At 72.4% G+C, this 18,568-nt stretch carries 17 protein-coding genes; 7 read left to right on the top strand and 10 right to left on the bottom strand.

Going from position 1 to position 18,568, the window contains the following annotated elements; genetic code table 11:
- Window positions 1-314: 314 nt before the first annotated feature.
- Both ACWEMJ_RS20170 and ACWEMJ_RS20165 read right to left on the bottom strand, forming a co-directional pair.
- Window positions 315-755, bottom strand: a complete 441-nt coding sequence (locus tag ACWEMJ_RS20170; RefSeq protein WP_452138436.1) for a group I truncated hemoglobin — start codon at window positions 753-755, stop codon at window positions 315-317.
- Window positions 752-1,759 carry a quinone oxidoreductase family protein gene (locus ACWEMJ_RS20165; protein ID WP_452138435.1) on the bottom strand — a complete coding sequence of 336 codons (1,008 nt, stop codon included), beginning with the start codon at window positions 1,757-1,759 and terminating at the stop codon, window positions 752-754. Before ACWEMJ_RS20165 ends, ACWEMJ_RS20170 begins: the two co-directional genes overlap by 4 nt.
- Window positions 1,760-2,011: 252 nt before the next feature.
- On the opposite strand from ACWEMJ_RS20165, the gene ACWEMJ_RS20160 reads away from it, so the two are divergent.
- The 5 genes from ACWEMJ_RS20160 (at window position 2,012) to ACWEMJ_RS20140 (ending at window position 7,187) form a co-directional block, all read left to right on the top strand.
- Window positions 2,012-3,280, top strand: coding sequence for a beta-ketoacyl-[acyl-carrier-protein] synthase family protein (locus tag ACWEMJ_RS20160; RefSeq protein WP_452138434.1), 1,269 nt, complete (start codon window positions 2,012-2,014; stop codon window positions 3,278-3,280).
- Window positions 3,277-4,491 carry a ketosynthase chain-length factor gene (locus tag ACWEMJ_RS20155; RefSeq protein WP_452138433.1) on the top strand — a complete coding sequence of 405 codons (1,215 nt, stop codon included), beginning with the start codon at window positions 3,277-3,279 and terminating at the stop codon, window positions 4,489-4,491. The genes ACWEMJ_RS20160 and ACWEMJ_RS20155 overlap by 4 nt, the downstream gene beginning before the upstream one ends.
- Before the next feature lie 3 nt (window positions 4,492-4,494).
- Window positions 4,495-4,749, top strand: coding sequence for an acyl carrier protein (locus ACWEMJ_RS20150; protein ID WP_452138432.1), 255 nt, complete (start codon window positions 4,495-4,497; stop codon window positions 4,747-4,749).
- Between the two features lie 388 nt (window positions 4,750-5,137).
- On the top strand, window positions 5,138-5,923 hold the full coding sequence (locus ACWEMJ_RS20145; RefSeq protein ID WP_452138431.1) for an AfsR/SARP family transcriptional regulator: 786 nt from the start codon (window positions 5,138-5,140) through the stop codon (window positions 5,921-5,923).
- A 205-nt stretch (window positions 5,924-6,128) separates the two neighbouring features.
- A complete protein-coding gene (locus ACWEMJ_RS20140; protein WP_452138430.1) occupies window positions 6,129-7,187 on the top strand; it encodes an aldo/keto reductase in 1,059 nt (352 codons plus the stop codon).
- 59 nt (window positions 7,188-7,246) lie between these two features.
- Here the strand turns inward: ACWEMJ_RS20140 and ACWEMJ_RS20135 are convergent, their stop codons facing one another.
- The 7 genes from ACWEMJ_RS20135 to ACWEMJ_RS20105 all read right to left on the bottom strand — a co-directional run bounded on the left by ACWEMJ_RS20135 (window position 7,247) and on the right by ACWEMJ_RS20105 (window position 13,960).
- Window positions 7,247-8,062 (bottom strand): LLM class F420-dependent oxidoreductase, encoded by an 816-nt coding sequence (locus ACWEMJ_RS20135; RefSeq protein WP_452138429.1) that lies wholly within the window; start codon window positions 8,060-8,062, stop codon window positions 7,247-7,249.
- Window positions 8,059-9,129 (bottom strand): methyltransferase, encoded by a 1,071-nt coding sequence (locus tag ACWEMJ_RS20130; RefSeq protein ID WP_452138428.1) that lies wholly within the window; start codon window positions 9,127-9,129, stop codon window positions 8,059-8,061. Before ACWEMJ_RS20130 ends, ACWEMJ_RS20135 begins: the two co-directional genes overlap by 4 nt.
- 95 nt (window positions 9,130-9,224) lie before the next feature.
- Complete coding sequence (locus tag ACWEMJ_RS20125) at window positions 9,225-9,575, bottom strand: DoxX family protein (protein ID WP_452138427.1); 351 nt, start codon at window positions 9,573-9,575, stop codon at window positions 9,225-9,227.
- Window positions 9,576-9,589: 14 nt separating this feature from the next.
- Window positions 9,590-10,918, bottom strand: coding sequence for an alpha/beta hydrolase family protein (locus ACWEMJ_RS20120; protein ID WP_452138426.1), 1,329 nt, complete (start codon window positions 10,916-10,918; stop codon window positions 9,590-9,592).
- A 6-nt stretch (window positions 10,919-10,924) separates the two neighbouring features.
- The gene (locus ACWEMJ_RS20115) at window positions 10,925-11,257 is read right to left on the bottom strand and encodes a hypothetical protein (protein ID WP_452138425.1); all 333 of its coding nucleotides are present in this window, start codon (window positions 11,255-11,257) and stop codon (window positions 10,925-10,927) included.
- Window positions 11,251-12,915 carry a cytochrome P450 gene (locus ACWEMJ_RS20110; protein WP_452138424.1) on the bottom strand — a complete coding sequence of 555 codons (1,665 nt, stop codon included), beginning with the start codon at window positions 12,913-12,915 and terminating at the stop codon, window positions 11,251-11,253. The genes ACWEMJ_RS20115 and ACWEMJ_RS20110 overlap by 7 nt, the downstream gene beginning before the upstream one ends.
- A gap of 49 nt (window positions 12,916-12,964) precedes the next feature.
- Complete coding sequence (locus ACWEMJ_RS20105; RefSeq protein ID WP_452138423.1) at window positions 12,965-13,960, bottom strand: methyltransferase; 996 nt, start codon at window positions 13,958-13,960, stop codon at window positions 12,965-12,967.
- Between the two features lie 220 nt (window positions 13,961-14,180).
- Here ACWEMJ_RS20105 and ACWEMJ_RS20100 point away from each other — a divergent pair, with 220 nt between their 5' ends.
- A complete protein-coding gene (locus tag ACWEMJ_RS20100) occupies window positions 14,181-15,479 on the top strand; it encodes an amidohydrolase family protein (protein ID WP_452138422.1) in 1,299 nt (432 codons plus the stop codon).
- 177 nt (window positions 15,480-15,656) lie between these two features.
- Here ACWEMJ_RS20100 and ACWEMJ_RS20095 read toward each other — a convergent pair whose 3' ends face one another.
- Window positions 15,657-16,079: a Fur family transcriptional regulator gene (locus ACWEMJ_RS20095; protein ID WP_452138421.1), complete on the bottom strand. Its 423-nt coding sequence runs from the start codon at window positions 16,077-16,079 to the stop codon at window positions 15,657-15,659.
- Window positions 16,080-16,299: 220 nt separating this feature from the next.
- Between ACWEMJ_RS20095 and katG the strand changes: the two genes are divergently transcribed.
- Window positions 16,300-18,528: a catalase/peroxidase HPI gene (katG, locus tag ACWEMJ_RS20090; RefSeq protein ID WP_452138420.1), complete on the top strand. Its 2,229-nt coding sequence runs from the start codon at window positions 16,300-16,302 to the stop codon at window positions 18,526-18,528.
- The last annotated feature ends 40 nt before the right edge of the window (window positions 18,529-18,568 follow it).

Genomic DNA, 18,568 nt, shown 5'->3' with positions numbered 1-18,568 from the left:
GCCCAGGAGGCCAGGACCTCCGGGGCGCACGGCTGTTCGGGCTTGATTTCGAGTGCGCTCTCAATTGTACGGTCGTTGCCGTGAACGCCTCGGCGGGTTCCCCGCACGGGTGCTGACGAAGTGCCGGCTCCGACCACGATTGGCCTCCCATGCCCGAACCGGACCGACGACAGCGGGAGCCGGCGCCGGCGTGCCGTCGGCGGCTCCCCCAGGACCGCGGCTCCAGCGCGGGGTTGAACCACTCCGACGCCGCGAACGCCGCCGTCCCGGACTCATGCGCAGGAGTCCGGGGCGGCGGCGCCCCTCACGGCCGGTCAGTCCTGCGGGCGCTCCAGCGAGTCGACGCCGCCGGGCTTGCCGACCGAGTGGGTGAGCACGTCGGCCCGGTAGCTCTCGATGATGGCCAGGTACTCCTTGGCCTCCTTGGGCGCCACCCCGCAGAAGCTCAGGGTGGCGGCGATCTCCAGCGCCACCACGTCGAAGTCGAAGTGGTTGGTGACCATGTCGGCGTGCGCGTCGACCATGTTCTTGCCGGGGTAGACCTTGGGGCCGCCGGTCACCTCGATCGACCAGGCGGTGACCATCCACATGAAGCCCGGCCGGGAGTTGACCTGGTGCATCTTGGCCACGTACGGGTTGAGGTTGGCCGAGGCGTTGTCGAACAGCCGGTTGGTCAGCACGTCCATGACGGCGGCGATGCCCATGGCGCCGCCGAGCCGCTCGTACAGGGTCGGCGTCTGCTGCTGGTCGGTCATGGCCGGTGCTCCTTCGCTGGGTGCGCGGGTGGGGTGGACGGGTGGGGCTCGGGGACGAGCACGGTGCGCCGGCCGGGCGGGTCGGCGTCCCAGGCCTCGGCGACCCGGGCCAGCGGGACGGGGTGCGGGTCGATCCGCAGGGCGCCCGCGCCGACCAGGTCGAGGATCCGGGCGAGGGAGCCGGACAGCACCTCGGGCGGCGGGGCGTTGCCGGTGCCGTTGCCGAGGATCTCCAGGCCGCTGCTGCGCAGCACGTCGGCGGGCAGCGTCAGGGTGGGGCCGGCCATCACGCCGACCTGGACCAGCCGGGTGCGGGAGTGCCGCAGCACCATGTCGTTGACGATCAGGGTGTTCAGGAAGATCTCGGTGGGGCGGCCCCACAGGTAGTCGAGGACCACGTCGAAGCCGTCGGGGCCGGCGGCCTCGCGCAGCTCCCGGTCGAGCTCCCGGTCGGGGACGTCGAGGCGGACGGTGCGGTCGGCGCCCAGCTCGCGCAGCTCCGCCAGGCCCCGCGGGTTGCGGCCGGCGGCGACCACCCGGCCGGCCCCGAAGTGCTTGGCCAGCTGGACGGCGAGCCGGCCGGTGACGCCGGTGGCGCCGAGCACCAGGACGCTCTGGCCGGGGCGCAGATCGGCCCGCCAGGTGAGCGAGATCCAGGCCGAGACGCCGGGGTTCTGGACGGCGGCGGCGGTGACGTCGTCCACCGTGTCCGGGATGGGGGTGCACCAGGCGCGGCGGGTGGTGGCCCGGTCGGCCATCACGCCGTGCGCGGAGCGGAACAGCACCCGGCTGCCGTCGGGGAGCCGGCCGGCCGCCAACGAGCCGAGGACGGCGGGGAGTCGGGCGGGGGCGGCGAAGTGGGTGCCGGCGGCGCGGGCCCGGTCGAGGTTGGTCAGCGGGCAGGCGGTGATCCGTACCGGCTCCTCGCCCTCGGCGGGTTCGGGGTCGGGCAGTTCCTGGTAGCGCGGCCGCTCGCCGAGGGCGTGCAGCACGGCGGCCCTCACGACGGCCCCCGTGGGCGGGCTGCGGTCGTCGGCATGGTGACTCCCTCCGGGGCCGGTGGTGCTGCGGGTACCCGGGCATTGGTACGGGCCGCCGCTGCACCGCTGCTAGAGCCGGGCTGCAGGGGGTGGGGCTGAAGCGCCCGTTTAGGGGGCTTTGAGCAGGCCCAACTAGCTTCCCGATCACGTTCTGGGCAACGCATCCGAGTGGGAGGCCTGGCAGGTGAACGGCATGAACGCGCCCGGTGGCGCCGCATGAGCCGGCGAGTCGTGATCACCGGAATGGGAGTGCGGGCGCCCGGGTCACGGGGCAAGGACGCCTTCTGGGAGCTGCTGTCCGAGGGCCGTACGGCGACCCGGCGGATCACCTTCTTCGACCCGTCCCCGTACCGCTCGCAGGTCGCGGCGGAGGTCGACTTCGACCCGGCCGCGGAGGGGCTGACGCCCCGTGAGGTGCGGCGGATGGACCGGGCCACCCAGTTCGCGGTGGTGGCGGCCCGGGAGGCGGTGGCCGACAGCGGCCTCGACCTGTCGGCGCACGCGCCGCACCGGATCGGGGTGAGCCTGGGCAGCGCGGTCGCGGCGGCCACCAGCCTGGAGCAGGAGTACCTGGTGCTGTCCGACTCCGGGCGGAACTGGCTGATGGGGCCGGACCACCTCTCCCCGCACATGTACGACCACATGGTGCCGAGCATCATGCCCGCCGAGGTGGCCTGGACGGTCGGCGCGGAGGGCCCGGTCGCCATGGTCTCGGACGGCTGCACCTCGGGCCTGGACTCGGTCGGGCACGCCGTCGCGCTGATCCGCGAGGGCAGCGCGGACGTCATGGTGGCGGGCGCCACCGACACCCCGATCACCCCGATCGTGGTGGCGTGCTTCGACGCCATCAAGGCCACCACCACGTACAACGACGACCCGGCGCACGCCTCCCGGCCGTTCGACGGCACCCGCAACGGCTTCGTGCTGGCGGAGGGCGCCGCGGTGTTCGTGCTGGAGGAGCTGGAGTCGGCCCGCCGGCGCGGGGCGCGGATCTACGCCGAGGTCGGCGGGTTCGCCACCCGCTGCAACGCGTACCACATGACCGGTCTGAAGAGCGACGGGCGGGAGATGGCGGAGGCGATCCGCGCCGCGCTCGGCGAGGCCCGGGTGGACGCCTCGCAGGTGGACTACATCAACGCGCACGGCTCCGGGACGAAGCAGAACGACCGGCACGAGACCGCGGCGTTCAAGGTCAGCCTGGGCGAGCACGCGTACCGGGCGCCGGTCAGCTCGATCAAGTCGATGGTGGGTCACTCGCTGGGCGCGGTCGGCTCGGTGGAGATCGCCGCCTCGCTGCTGGCGATGGCCCACCACGTCGTCCCGCCGACCGCGAACCTGCATGTCGAGGACCCCAACTGCGACCTGGACTACGTGCCGAACACCGCGCGCGAGCACCGCACCGACACCGTGCTGACGGTCGGCAGCGGCTTCGGCGGCTTCCAGAGCGCGATGGTGCTGGTCCGGCCCGGACGGAGGACGGCATGAGCGTGATCACCGGGCTGGGCGTGGTCGCCCCGAACGGCCTCGGCGTCAAGGAGTTCTGGGCCGCCACGCTGGCCGGCCGCAGCGGCATCGGCGTGCTGGACCGGTTCGACGCCTCGGGGTCGCCGGCCCGGCTGGCGGGCCTGGTGCGGCTGGACACCGAGCGGATGCTGCCCGGCCGGCTGCTCGCCCAGACCGACCTGTCCACCCGGCTGGCGCTGATCGCCGGCGAACGCGCCCTGGAGGACGCGCGGGTGGACCCCGCCGAGTTCGCCGACTACGACATGGGCGTGGTCACCGCCAACGCCTCCGGCGGGTTCGACTTCACCCACCGCGAGTTCAAGAAGCTGTGGAGCCAGGGCCCCGAACACGTCAGCGTGTACGAGTCGTTCGCCTGGTTCTACGCGGTGAACACCGGTCAGCTCTCCATCCGGCACGGCATGCGCGGCCCCTCGCTGGCGCTGGTCGCCGAGCAGGCCGGCGGCCTCGACTCGCTCGGGCAGGCCCGCCGCACCATCCGCACCGGGGTGCCGCTGGTGGTGTGCGGCGGGGTGGACTCCGCCTTCGACCCGTGGGGGTGGGCCTCCCACCTGTCCGGCGGCCGGATCAGCCTCGACCCCGACCCGGCCACGGCCTACCGGCCGTTCGACGCCCGGGCCTGCGGCTGCCTGCCGGGCGAGGGCGGCGCGATCCTGGTCCAGGAGGACGCGGCCTCGGCCGCCGCGCGCGGCACCCGGGTGTACGGCGAGATCGCCGGGTACGCCTGCGGGTTCGACCCCGCGCCGGGCAGCGGCCGGCCGCCCGCGCTGCGCCGCACCGTCGAACTCGCCCTCGCCGACGCCGGGTTGGAGCCCGCGCAGGTGGACGTGGTGTTCGCCGACGCGCTCGGCGTGCCGGAGGCCGACCGGGCCGAGGCGCGGGCGCTGCGCGAGGTGTTCGGGGAGCGCGGGGTGCCGGTGACCGCACCCAAGACGCTCACCGGGCGGCTGCTGTCGGGCGGCGGCCCGCTGGACGTGGTCGCCGCGCTGATGAGCATGCAGGAGGACGTCGTCCCGCCGACCTTCGGCACCTCGCGGGTGCCCGAGGAGTACGGGCTCGACCTGGTCCTCGGCGAGCCCCGCCGGGCCCGGGTGGACACCGCGCTGGTGCTCGCCCGGGGCCGCTGGGGCTTCAATTCCGCTGTCGTCGTCCGTGCCGCCCAGAACGGGAGTTGACCGATGTCCGCCACCATGACCATCCACGACCTGCACGAGATCCTGATCGCCTGCGCCGGCGGCGACCGGCCGGAGGGCCTGGACGGCGAGCTCGCCGACCTCACCCTGGACGAGCTTGGCTACGACTCGCTGGCGCTGATCGAGACCGTCGCCCGGCTCAAGCTGCAGTACGGCGTGGTGATCCCGGAGGAGCAGATCCTGGACGTCTCCACGCTGGGCGACCTGCTCCGGCTGGTGCACGACGCCGCCGCGGCCTGACCCCGGCGCCTTCGCCTTCCGCGGCGCACCCGGGCCTTCGGCCTTCCCGGCCGGCGGGTCCGGGTGCGCCGTGTCCGGTTGGGGCGCCGGCGGCCGCTGGGGCGGGTGTGACGAACGGGGCCGACGGGCCTGTCGGGCCGCCTGGGAATAGTGGTGGAAAATTGGCCGAGGGATCGCTCTTGACAGCTATTCCCACACGCCCCGGGCACATCGATGCGGAATTGAGATGCGTCGTTGACATGCTCACAACGTCAACCTAGACTCACCGGTCGTGGACAAATTCCCCGATCCGCCCACCCCCACAAGCACTCGATATCGAAGATTTCGACAGGCTTCCCGCGGTCGATCGGTCGACGCAATTCACGAATAATCCACAGGGAGCGTAGTCATGTCCGGAGAGCTGGTACGAATCGATCTGCTCGGGCCCCTCGAAATAGGCCACGCGACAAGATCCACGGAACTCCGCCACACCGGTCGGGTCACCGCCACCAAGCCCCGCCAGGTGCTCGCCCTGCTCGCGATGAACGCCGGATCGACCGTCAGCGTCGACCGCATCATCGACGAGCTCTGGCCGGACGGCCCGCCCAACACCGTGAAGACCATCGTGCAGACCTACGTGCACCAGCTCCGCAAGATGTTCGCCATCATCTTCAACTGCCCGTACCCGTCCGAGCTGCTCGCCACCCGCCCGGACGGATACGTCCTGACGGTGCCCCGCGGCAACATCGACGCCTTCCGCTTCCAGCACCTGGTCGACCGCGCCCGCACCGAGCTGCGCTGCCGCAACCCGGTCGGCGCCGCCGACCTGCTGCGCGAGTCGCTGGCCCTGTGGCGTGGGCCGATCCCCGCCGACCTGACCTCCGGGCCGGCCCTGCGCGGACTCGCGGTGTACCTGGAGGAGGCCCGACTGGAGGCCGTCCAGCTCCGCATCGAGGCGGACCTCACCAACAACCGCCACCGCGAGATCGTGGCGGAGCTGCGCTCGCTGATCGAGACCCACCGGCTGCACGAGTCCTTCTACCTCAAGCTGATGGAGGCGCTGCACCGCTCCGGCCGCCGCGGCGAGGCGCTCACGGTGTTCGGCGAACTCCGGCTCGTCCTCGACCGGGAACTCGGACTCAAACCCTCCCGGGAGGCCCGCAGGCTGCAGCACGAAATACTGGTGAGCCAGTAAAGGACCGGTCAAAAATCAATCCGGCCGGAGCAAAGGCACTCCCATCGCATCGCATCAGCGAAGGCCTACTCGGCAGCCTTCGCCGAATGCGGGCAGAAACCCCCACCGAATTCCCGAACGACCCCACGGCGCGACCGCCCGGAACACCGGAGTGGCCGCGCGTTCCCATGCCACGAAGCAGCCAACAGACCGTACGGAGAATCCCATGGAATACCGCTGGCTGGGCAATTCCGGCCTGCGCGTCTCGGTGTTGTCGCTCGGCACGATGACCTTCGGCGGACGCGGAGTATTCGCCAAGGTGGGCAACAGCGACGTCCTCGACGCCACCCGGCTGATCGACCGGGCGCTGGACGCCGGGGTCAACCTGATCGACACCGCGGACTCCTACTCGGGCGGGTTGTCCGAGGAGATCGTCGGCCGCGCCATGAAGGGCCGCCGGCACCGCGCCCTGCTGGCCACCAAGGCCCGCATGCCCACCGGCCCGGGCCCGAACGACGCCGGCCTGTCCCGGCACCACCTGATCGAGGCCTGCGAGGGATCGCTGCGCCGCCTCGGCACCGACCACATCGACCTCTACCAGCTGCACGCCTGGGACGGCCGCACCCCGCTGGAGGAGACCCTCGCCGCGCTGGACCACCTGACCCGGGCCGGCAAGGTCCGCTACGTCGGCTGCTCCAACTACTCGGGCTGGCACCTGATGAAGGCCCTCGCCACCGCCGACCGGCTCGGCGTCGCCCGCTTCGTCTCCCAGCAGGTCCACTACTCGCTGCAGGCCCGGGACGCCGAGAACGAGCTGCTGCCGATCGCCGTCGACCAGGGCGTCGGGGTGCTGGCCTGGAGCCCGCTGGCCGGCGGGCTGCTCACCGGCAAGTACCGGCGCGGCGTCCGGGCGCCCGCCGGGTCACGGCACCTGAACGACTGGAACGAGCCGCCGGTGCGCGACCAGGAGCAGCTCTACGACATCGTGGAGACCCTGGTGCAGATCGCCGAGGAGCGCGCGGCCACGCCCGCCCAGGTGGCGCTGGCCTGGCTGCTGGGCCGCCCGGCGGTGGCCTCGCTGGTGGTGGGCGCCCGCACCGGGGAGCAGCTGGCGGACAACCTGGCGGCGGCGGAGCTGACGCTGTCCGGCGGTGAGCGGGAGCGGCTGGAGCAGGTGAGCGCGCCGCCGCTGCTGTACCCGTACTGGCACCAGGCGAAGATCGCCCGGGACCGGCTGGGGGCGGCCGACCTGGCGCTGCTGGGCCCGCGGATCGCCCGGCCCTGAACGCGCGGACCGGCGGTGCCCCGCCCCGGGTGGGTGGGGCACCGCCGGTCGGTGTGCGTTCAGCGCGCGGCGTCGCGCCAGGCGAGCAGCTCCCGCAGGCCGGTGAAGTCGTAGCCGGCGGCGGTGGGCCTGAGCTCGGTGACGAACAGCGTGGCGCCGTCGGCGCGCAGTTCGTCGGCCTGGGCGGGGCCGGCCCAGTTGACGGCCCGTTCGATCAGCGCCTCGTCCCGGCCCGCTTCGTCGGCGTACTTGCGCAGCAGGTCGTCCTTGCGGCGCCGGACGGCGGGCTCCAGGCCGCAGTGCCAGATGTCGGCGTGCCGGGCGACCAGCGGCAGGGTGCGGCGTTCGCCCTGGCCGCCGATCAGCAGCGGGATGCGGCGCAGCGGCGGCGGGCGGAGCCGGTCGAGGCGGTGCTCGATGCGGCGGAGGCCGTCGGCGAACAGGTCCATCCGCTCGCGCAGCGGGCCGAACGGGTAGCCGTAGCTGTCGTAGTCCTTGCGGTACCAGCCGGCCCCGACGCCGAGGACGAGCCGGCCGCCGCTGATGTGGTCGACGGTGCGGGCCATGTCGGCGAGCAGGTCGGGGTTGCGGTAGGCGATGCCGGTGACCAGCAGGCCGATCTCGGCCCGGGTGGTGATCTCGGCCCAGGAGGCGAGTGCCGTCCAGCCTTCGAAGTGGTTGACGTCGGGCTGTTCGGGGGCGAGTTCGATGCCGGTGTCGGTGCGGCGGACGGCGGGGGCGTGGAAGTGGTCGTAGCCGAAGACCGCGTCCGCGCCGAGTTCCTCGGCGTGCAGCACGGCGGCCCGCCAGCTGCGGTAGTCGGGCGCGCCGCCGGGCCAGATGTGGGCGGCGGCGCGCAGCGGCCGGTGGGTCATGCGGGCTTGCGGGCGCTCAGGATGCCGTGGACGACGAAGGTGCCGGGGGGCATGGCGGCGCGGTCCTGGGTGCGGGTCATGGTGACTTCGAAGCCGCACTCCTCCAGCCAGCGGCGGTAGGTGGAGATCTTCTGCGGGCCGCCCTGGCCCATGGTGCAGCCGAGGAAGAAGGCCGGGAAGAAGTCGATGTCGACGTTGCCGGGGTCGGTGGTGTCCTCGGGGTAGACCGGGACCAGGATGGCGACCTGGCCGCCGGGTTCGAGCGCGCCGTGCACGCCGGTGAGGATCTTGAACACCTCGTCCTTGTCGAACATGTCCAGGAAGTGCTTGATCAGCACGGTGCCGTAGCCGGTGGGGACGGCGCGGAAGACGTCGCCGCCGATGAAGGAGCAGTGCTCGGCGACGCCGTGGGCGCGGAAGTTCTCCAGGGTGGCGGCCTCCTTCTCGGGGAGGTCGAAGTTGGTGACGTGCAGGCCGAGTTCTTCCTTGGAGCGGTAGGCGAGGACGGCGCCGAGGCCGGTGTTGCCGGCCAGGTCGAGCACCCGGGAGCCGGCCGGGATGTCGATGCTGTCGAAGAACCACGGGTCGATGTGCGCGGTGACGTTGTCCATCAGGGTGGAGAACGCCTCGCGCAGGTCCTTGTGCTCGGCGACGGCGCTGTACAGGTTGCCGTCGTGGCCGTAGATCTGCTGGAGGGCGACCACCTTGCCGGTGCGGGCGCTCTCGGTGAGGTGGAAGACCTGGCGCAGCACGATGACCTTGACGAAGTGCATCAGGGTGGTGATCCGGGCCAGGTCGGCGGGGGCGGCGTCGCCGAGGGCGGCGAGGGTGTAGCCGCCGGTGGCCTCGTCGTGGGCGACGAAGCCCTCCTTGACGGGGAGCAGCAGCAGTTGCTCGACGGCGTCGGGGGCGACTCCCGCGGTGGCGCCGAGGCGTTCGGCGCTCGCGCCGGGGTTGTCCCGGATCGCGTCGATCAGGCCGAGTTCGAAGCAGCTCAGCAGGTTCATGAACCGCGTGGGCCCCACCAGGTAGTCACGGAGGCGCTCGAAAGTGGCTTCCACGGTCATTGCGGTGTTCCCTTCAACGGCACGGACGGATTTGCGGGGGCGGTGACGCGGCACCGGGGCCGGCGGTACGGAACTCCCGTGGCCGGCAGGCGGGTTCAGGGTCGGAGCACGGCCAGCACGAAGGTCAGCACGGAGCCGAGCAGGATGGCGGCGGACAGGCCGGCCCGTTCGGGGTGGCCGACCCGCAGGTGGGCGCCGACCGCGCCGAGGAAGTACAGCACCAGGCAGCCGGCGGCGGCGACGGCGAGCGGGGCCCAGAGCAGGCCGGCGAGCAGGCCGGCCGCTCCGGCGGCCTGGGCGAGGCCGAGCAGCCACAGCAGCGAGGGCGGGAAGCCGACCTCGACCACGCCGCGCCGGACCACCTCCTTGCCGGTGAAGGTGGCGTGGGCGGTGCGGGCGAGCACGGCGGCGAGGGCGATCGAGACGACCGCGGCGGCGAGGTACACGGGGCGCTCCAGGGTCAGGACAGGCCGGTGCCCGGCCCGTCGCCGAGCAGGGTGCGCGGGTCGAGCGGCGCGCCGTAGGTGTAGCGGCGGTCGTCCTCGCCCCAGGGTTCGGTGTGGCTGCGGCCGCGGGAGTCGACCACGGTGTGCCGGGATTCGAGCGGGCGGCCGGCGGCGCGGTCGGCGAGCCAGTCGGCGACGGCGAGGAAGACCTGCGGTCCGAGCCGGCCGGCGGTGCGGGTGACCGGGGCGTGGTGCTCGCCGACGTAGAACATCAACTCCTTGGGCCCGGCGAGGGAGTTGAGGTGGTCGTAGGTGTCGGCGGGGTCGCACAGCGGGTCGTCCTCGCCCATCGCGGCGAGGTAGGGCATCCGGATCTGCTTGCCGAGGCCGTGGGCGGTCATGCCGGCGGTGGCGGCTTCGAGTTCCTCGACCGTCGTGGTGCCGGTCATGTACATGAATCGCTGGCGGAAGGTCGGCGAGTGGCTGGTGAACATCGCCGTGTTGCCCGGGTCGAAGCAGGTGAACATCACCGCGCAGGCGGCGTACCGGGGTTCGGCGGCGGCCATCTGGGTGACCCACAGCGAGCCCTGGCTGATCCCGCACAGCATCACCCGCGCCGGGTCGATCTCCGGGCGGCCGGCCACCGCCTCGTAGGCGGCGGCGCCGACCTGGCCGTACCGCTCGGGCCGGTACGGGATGCCCCGCACCAGCGAGGTGCCCTGGCCGGGGCCGTCCAGGGTGAGCACGGCCATGCCGCGGCGCAGGTAGCGGTCGGCGCCGGCGAAGACGTTGATCTCCTTGAAGCCGTCCATGCCGGACAGCACCACCACGCACGGCAGCGGGCCGTCCTGCGGCCGGTGGCCGGGCGGCAGGTGGTACCAGGCGGCCAGGCTGCCGTCCTCGTACGGGACTTCGACGGCCTCCACGTGGTGGTCGGCGCTGCGGGTGTACGCGGTGAAGCAGTCGGTCTTCTTCTGCTCCAGGACGGTGTTGAGCTCGGTGGTGGCGAAGATCGGCCACTGCGCGCCGCCGTACAGGATGGCGGCGGCGAAGTAGTCGTCACCGGCCGAGACGGGGTGTCCGGCCTGTTCCTGGGCGCGGCCGCGCAGCTCGAAGTGGCGGGCCAGGTTGGCCATTTCGCGGGTGAAGTCGTCGAGCTTGCGGATGCTGCGGGCGAGGCCCAGGATGGCGCCCTTGTGGTCGGCGCTGACCGGGGCGGACAGGTAGTGCAGTCGGTCCTGGTCCCATTCGGGGCCGAACTGCTCGATCATCAGGTCCAGCAGCCAGCGCTGGTCGGCGAAGCGCGGGTCGCGGCGGCCGAGGGCGTGCGGGTTGACCGGCATGGTCCGTCACTCCGGTTGCGAGGGCCCGGTGTTCACCGAGACCGCCTGGTAGGGGAACTTGGCCTGCCACCGGCCGACGAACGCGGCCAGCGACGGGTGGGCGAACAGCTGCCGCATGGCGGCGAAGTCGCGGCACTCGATCTGCGCCATCGCGGACGGGGTGAACACCGGCGCGAGCACCTGCCCGGCGGCGTCCACCAGCGGCACGTGCGGCCAGTGCCGGTAGGCGTCGGCGAGGCCGGTGGAGAGCACCAGCGCGGCGCCCTCGCGGAAGAACTCGGCCCGGTCCCGCTCGGTCATCTCCGCCGGGAAGGCGAACACCAGCGTGTGGGTCACCATGTGGTCCGCTCCCACAGCTCGGCGACGTACTGGTGGTAGGTGCCGGACTGCAGCACCATCATCAGCTCCAGCAGCTTGGCGCGGTCGCCGGAGACCGCGAACCGGCCGGAGACGAAGGCCTCGGTGGCGTCCAGCCGGGTCGACTGGAAGTCCAGCAGGTCGCGGTAGCGGGCGGTGATCTCCAGGTCGGCGTCGGGCAGCCGGCCGCGTCCGGCCCCGACGATCGCGCCCTGTTCGATCAGCAGGTGGTAGTCCACCAGCCCCTCGGGCGCCTCGGTGGCGCGGAACTGCACCTTCACGTTGACGTGCGGGATGCCGCGCCGGGCGGACGGGGCCAGCGCCTCCATCGCCGCCAGGTACTCGGCGGACAGGAAGCGGACCGTGCCGGCGGCGGCCGGGCGCTGCTCGGCGCGCCGCCGGAAGCGGATCGGCAGCGCCTCGATCTGCGGGAACGCCACCCGGGCGCGGTGCCGCAGCGGCGCGGTCAGCTCGATGTCGGTGAACCGGTCGAGCAGTGCCGAGAACACCACCTCGGCCTGCAGGTTGGCCAGCCGCCAGCCCAGGCAGTAGTGGGTGCCCAGGCCGTAGGACATCGGCGCGGCGTCCTTGCGGGTGACGTCGAAGCGCTCCGGGTCGGTGAAGCGCGCCGGGTCGCGGTTGGCGGCGGCGATCCACACCATCACCCGGGCGCCGGCCGGGATCTCCACCCCGCCGACGGTGACCGGCGCGGCCGTGGTGCGCGGGATCATGTGCGCGGACGGCATGTAGCGCAGGATCTCCTCGGTGGCGCCGCGCAGCAGCGACCGGTCCTCGCGCACCAGGCGGGCCTGCTCGGGGTGTTCGGCGAACAGCCGCACGCCGTTGGTGAGGAAGAACGTGGTGGTCTCGCTGCCCGCCGCGATCACCATGTGGCACATCTGCACCAGGTCGTCGAACTCCAGCTTCTCGCCGTCGTCCTCGATGTCCAGCAGCGCGGACACCAGGTCGTCGCCGCGCCGGCGCTGCTTGGAGCGCACCAGGTCGGCGAAGTAGTCGTCGAGGAACTTCGCGGCCTGGTCGGCCTTGAGCAGTTCGGAGGCGGTCATGCCGGGCTCGAAGGTGCGCTGGAACTCGCGGATCTTGTCGCGCAGCAGCGGGGCCTCGTCCTGCGGCACGCCGATCAGGTTGGCGACCACGCTCAGCGCCAGCGGGAAGAACACCTGGTTGCAGATGTCGCCCTCGCCGGCCTCGGCGATCGGGGCGATCAGCTCGTCGAAGCGGCGCTCGATGAAGGCGCGGTGCTCCAGCACCCGCTTCTCCGTGAAGGCCCGGTTGACGATCCGCCGCATGCGAGTGTGCTCGGGCGGGTTGGTCCACAGCAGGTTGGCGGCGAGCTTGCGCAGCGCCTGGTGGTGCTCCCACTCGCCGCTGAACCGGTTGGCCATCCAGATGTGGATGTCCTTCTCGACCTGCTTGCTGCGCAGGAACTCGTCGACGTCGTCGTAGCCGGTGAGCACCCAGGTGCCCAGCGTGGAGCGGTGCACCGGCGCGGCCTCGCGCAGCCGGCGGTAGCGGGAGTAGGGGTCGGCGAGGCCCTCCGGCGAGAACAGCAGTTCCGCGAATGCCTCGTTGGCGGCGTGCTCGGCGGCGGCGTCCGGCCGGGTGCGGGGGGTGGTCATCGTGGCGTCCTCGGTGGTCGTGGGTCGGGGCGGTCCGGCTGGGGAGCCGCTATGCGGGGACGGTCGCCTCGACCACGTGCAGCAGCGGCTTGACGGCGGTGACGGCGTCCAGCCGCAGGCCGGCGCGTTCGACCAGCCCGGTGACGCCGGCCAGGGTGTGCCGCCGGCCGTTGGTGTTGAGCAGGAACAGCAGGTCGATGCCGGTGGCGTAGCGGATCTCGGGGCTGTCGTCGACGATGTTGGTGATCACCAGCACCTTCGCGCCGGGGCGGCCCGCGCGGCGGGCGTTCTCCAGGGCGAGCACGGTCTTCTCGTCGTCCCATTCGAGGATGCTCTTGAACTGGTAGACGTCGGCGTCGACCTGGATCTCCTCCAGGCAGCTGCCGGCCAGCACCTGGGAGCGGTCGGCGAGCGCGCCGCCGGGGCGCAGCCGCGGGTCCACCTCGGCGACGGCGGCGGGCAGGTCGACCAGGGTGCCGTGCAGGTGCGGGTTGGCCTCCAGCAGCGTCGCCAGGGTGTGTCCGCGGCCGCCGCCGATGTCCGCGATCGTCTTCACGCCGCTCAGGTCGAATGCCTCGGCAATGGCCGCGGAGGTGATTCGGCTGAGTTCGGTCTGGGACCGGTTGAAAACCTCGGTGGATTCTTTCCAATTGCGGTGCAGGTGCGCGAAGAACTCTTCGCCGAAACGCTCCTCGAAATGGCCGCGGCCGTCCCGGACGGCTTCCTCCAGGTCGGGCCAGAGCTGCCAGGTCCACGGCTCGGTGACCCACAGCACCCAGTTCTTCAGGCGCTGCGGGTGGTCCTCGCGCAGCAGCCGGGAGGTGTCGGTGTGCACCACGCCGCCGGCCACCTCGTCGAACACCCCGTAGCACCGCAGGTTGCCCAGCAGACGGCCCAGCACCTCGGCGTTCACCCCGAGCCGGGCGGCCAGGTCGGCCACCGGGACGGGCTGCTCGCCGAGCGCGTCGGCCAGGCCGATCCGGATCGCGGCGCGCAGCGAGGCCGGCGCGGCGGCGGCCAGCGCCAGCTCCCGCAGGTTCGTCACCGGCGAAATTCCGCGGTCCGCATCAGGATTGGAGAATACACTCCGGACAATGCTCATCTCATTCCCTCCGGTGGACGGCCGTCGCACTGCGCATCAAAGAATGCTGCACCGCGCTGGAGCCCCGCTAGAGCCTCGCTAACCGCCTTCCCGCTCTTGCTTTCCGGGGGAATTCCGGTGTTTGATCGGGGCAAGTTTTCGACGATTACTCGGAGGCGTCACCGTGACATCCTTGCTGCTGCGCAACGGGCTGGTCATCGACACCGAGCCGGAGCCGGTCGCCCACCCCGGGTGGGACGTGCTGGTGGAGGACGGGCGGATCGCCGCGGTCGGCCCGCAGCTGTCCGCGCCGGCCGGGGCGACCGTGATCGACGCCACCGACCGGATCGTGCTGCCCGGCTTCGTGGACACCCACCGCCACGTCTGGCAGGCCGTGCTGCGCTCCATCGCGGTGGACGTGGACCTGCCCGAGTACTTCCAGCTGGTGCGCCAGGAGCTCGGCCCGCGGTTCCGCCCGCAGGACGTGCGGATCGCCAACCTGCTGGGCGCCCTGGAGTGCCTGGACTCCGGCGTCACCACCGTGCAGGACTTCGCCTACGCCCGGGCCGACCGGGTCCGCGCCGACGGCTTCGTGCCGGGCTTCGACCTGGAGTACGCGGAGGCGGCGCTGGACGGCCTGCGCGCCGTCGGCATCCGCGCGGTCTTCGCGTACCTGCTGACCCCGCAGCACCAGGGCGAGGTGCGGCAGGCGCACAAGCTGTTCCGCCCGGGCGAGGACCTGCTGAGCATGGCCGCCGCCTCGCTCGGCCCGTCCAACCAGAAGCCGGACGCGGTGATCGCGGACTGGCGGCTGGCGGACGAGCTGGGCCTGCCGATCGTCACCCACGTGGCGGCCGGGCCGGTCAACGAGCGGCCCATCGAGCTGCTCCGCGACCACGGCCTGCTGCGGCCCAATACCGTGTACGTGCACGGCAATTCGCTGGCCGACGACGAGCTGTCGATGGTCGCGGACTCGGGCGGCGCGTTCGCCATCACCCCGGCGGTCGAGGCGCGCCTGGGCCACGGCGGCCCGCTGATCGGCCGGCTGCGCGAGGCCGGGGTGACCACCGGTCTGGGCGTGGACGTGGTGACCACCGTCGGCGGCGACTTCTTCTCGGTCGTCCGGGCCGGCCTGCTGACCTCCTACCTGGCCCCCGGCCCGCACCTGACGCCGGGCGACCTGCTGCGGATGGCCACCCTGGACGGCGCCCGCACGCTGGGCCTGGACGACCGGGTGGGGTCGCTGAAGGTCGGCAAGCAGGCCGACCTGGTGCTGCTGCGCGCCGACGACGTGAACCTGGCGGGCGCGCACGACCCGATCGGCGCGGTGGTCTCCTCGGCGCACCCGGGCAACGTCGACACGGTGCTGGTGGCGGGCCGGATCGTCAAGCAGCACGGCCGGCTGCTGCACCACGACCTGGCGGCGGTGCGGGCCGAGGCCCGGGCGGCCTCGGAGTTCATCACCGCGAAGGCGGCGGGCTGAGCGGCCGCCGCAGCGGGGCAACGGAGCCGGCGTGCGCCTTCGGGCGGGCGCCGGCTTCGGCGTGCGTGGGGGGCTGTTCGCCGACGGCGGGCGCCGGCTTCGGCGTGCGTGGGGGGATCGTTTCGGGGGCGGCGTCAGGCGGAGCGGCGGGCGTGGGGATCGTTTCGGGGCGTGGCGTCAGGCGGAGCGGCGGGCGCAGTCGGCGCACAGGCCGCGGTAGGTGACCTCGGCGGTGGTGATGGTGAAGCCGAAGCGTTCGGCGGCGGGCAGCGAGGCCAGCGGGTCGCCGGTGGGGTGGACGTCGCGGATGGTGCCGCAGGCGAAGCAGACCAGGTGCTGGTGCGGCTGGTGGGCGTTGGGGTCGTAGCGCTTGGCGCGGCCGTCGGTGGCGACTTCGAGGATCTCGCCGAGGGTGACGAGTTCGCCGAGGGTGTTGTACACGGTGGCCCGGGAGATCTCCGGGAGGCGTTCGGCGGCGCGCGCGTGGACCTCGTCCGCGGTGAGGTGAACGTGGTCGCCGTCGAGGACTTCGGCCACCACCCGGCGCTGGGAGGTCAGCCGCCAGCCCCGGTCACGCAGCCGTTCCAGCAGGTCACTCATGTGTTCATCCATTCAGCTCAACAGACGCCCGAACTGTACAGGGGGCGCGGCGACGCGCCCGATTCGAGCGGAACCACCACCCGATTGACCGAGTTCTTGACTTAGACTGTGTCTATCTTAGGATCGACTCCGGCAAACGGCCAAGGTGCTCGTCAGGGCCACCCGCCGTGAGCCGAGTGCCCGTGAAGAGTGCGATCCGCCCGACCCGGAGGGACTCCCCATGCCCGAGAACGACGACGCCATCGTCACCGACCCCAAGTCCGAGGGTGCGGGCGGCTGCCCGGTCGCGCACGGCCGCGCACCCCATCCGACGCAGGGCGGCGGCAACCAGCAGTGGTGGCCGAACCGGTTGAACCTGAAGATCCTGGCCAAGAACCCGGCGGTGGCGAACCCGCTGGGCGCGGACTTCGACTACGCCGAGGCGTTCAACAGCCTCGACCTGCCCGCCGTGAAGCGCGACATCGAGCAGGCCCTCACCACCTCGCAGGACTGGTGGCCGGCCGACTTCGGCCACTACGGTCCGCTGATCATCCGGATGGCCTGGCACAGCGCCGGCACCTACCGGATCTCCGACGGCCGCGGCGGCGCGGGCGCCGGCCAGCAGCGCTTCGCCCCGCTGAACTCCTGGCCGGACAACGCCAACCTGGACAAGGCCCGCCGGGTGCTGTGGCCGGTCAAGCAGAAGTACGGCCAGAACCTTTCCTGGGCCGACCTGCTGATCCTCGCCGGCAACGTGGCGCTGGAGTCGATGGGCTTCCAGACCTTCGGCTACGCCGGCGGCCGGCCGGACGTCTGGGAGGCCGACGAGGACGTCTACTGGGGCCCCGAGACCACCTGGCTGGGCGACGAGCGCTACACCGGCGACCGCGACCTGGAGGACCCGCTGGGCGCCGTCCAGATGGGCCTGATCTACGTCAACCCGGAGGGCCCCAACGGCAACCCGGACCCGATCGCGGCGGCCCGCGACATCCGCGAGACCTTCCGCCGGATGGCGATGAACGACGAGGAGACCGTCGCGCTGATCGCCGGCGGCCACACCTTCGGCAAGACCCACGGCGCCGGCCCGGCCGATAACGTCGGCGAGGCCCCCGAGGGCGCGGGCCTGGAGGAGATGGGCCTCGGCTGGAAGAGCAGCTACGGCTCCGGCAAGGCCGGCGACGCGATCACCTCCGGCCTGGAGGTCACCTGGACCAACACACCGACCACCTGGGACAACTCCTTCTTCGAGATCCTGTTCGGCTACGAGTGGGAGCTGACCAAGTCCCCGGCCGGCGCGCACCAGTGGAAGCCGAAGGACGGCGCCGGCGCGGGCACCGTACCGGACGCCTTCGACCCGCAGAAGAAGCACGCCCCGCAGATGCTCACCACCGACCTGTCGCTGCGCTTCGACCCGGTGTACGAGCAGATCTCCCGCCGCTTCCTGAACGACCCGGCGGCGTTCGCGGACGCCTTCGCCCGCGCCTGGTACAAGCTCACCCACCGCGACATGGGCCCGGTCGCCCGCTACCTCGGCCCCGAGGTGCCCAGCGAGGAGCTGCTCTGGCAGGACCCGCTGCCGCAGGCGCAGGGCGAGCCGATCGACGCGGCGGACATCGCCGTGCTGAAGGAGCGGGTGCTGGCCTCCGGCCTGTCCACCGCCGAGCTGGTGTCCACCGCCTGGGCCGCGGCGTCCTCGTTCCGCGGCAGCGACAAGCGCGGCGGCGCGAACGGCGCCCGGATCCGCCTGGAGCCGCAGCGCGGCTGGGAGGTCAACGACCCGGAGCAGCTGGCGCAGGTGCTGCGGGTGCTGGAGGGCATCCAGTCGGCGTTCAACGCGGAGGGCGGCAAGCAGGTCTCGCTGGCCGACCTGATCGTGCTGGCCGGCAGCGCCGCCGTGGAGCGGGCCGCGCAGGCCGGCGGCGTGGACGTCGAGGTGGCCTTCCACCCGGGCCGGGTGGACGCCACCCAGGAGAAGACCGACGTGGAGTCGTTCGCCGCGCTGGAGCCGAAGGCCGACGGCTTCCGCAACTACCTGGGCAAGGGCAGCCGGCTGCCCGCCGAGTACCTGCTGGTGGACCGGGCGAACCTGCTCAACCTGTCCGCCCCCGAGCTGACCGTGCTGGTCGGCGGCCTGCGGGTGCTGGGCGCCAACCACGGCGGCTCGCAGCACGGCGTGTTCACCGACCGTCCGGGCACCCTGAGCAACGACTTCTTCGTCAACCTGCTCGACATGGGCACCGCGTGGGCGCCCGTCGCCTCCGACAGCACCCTGTTCGAGGGCCGGGACGCCTCCGGCGCGGTCAAGTGGACCGGCACCCGGGCCGACCTGGTGTTCGGCTCCAACTCGGAGCTGCGCGCGGTGGCCGAGGTGTACGCCTCGGACGACGCCAAGGAGAAGTTCGTCAAGGACTTCGCCGCCGCGTGGACGAAGGTGATGGACCTGGACCGCTTCGACCTGAAGCGCGCCTGACGCACCGGTGAGGGCCCGGCTCCGCTCCGCGCGGGGCCGG

Source organism: Kitasatospora sp. NPDC004531, from assembly GCF_053602195.1.
This window is presented reverse-complemented; position numbering and strand designations above follow the sequence as displayed.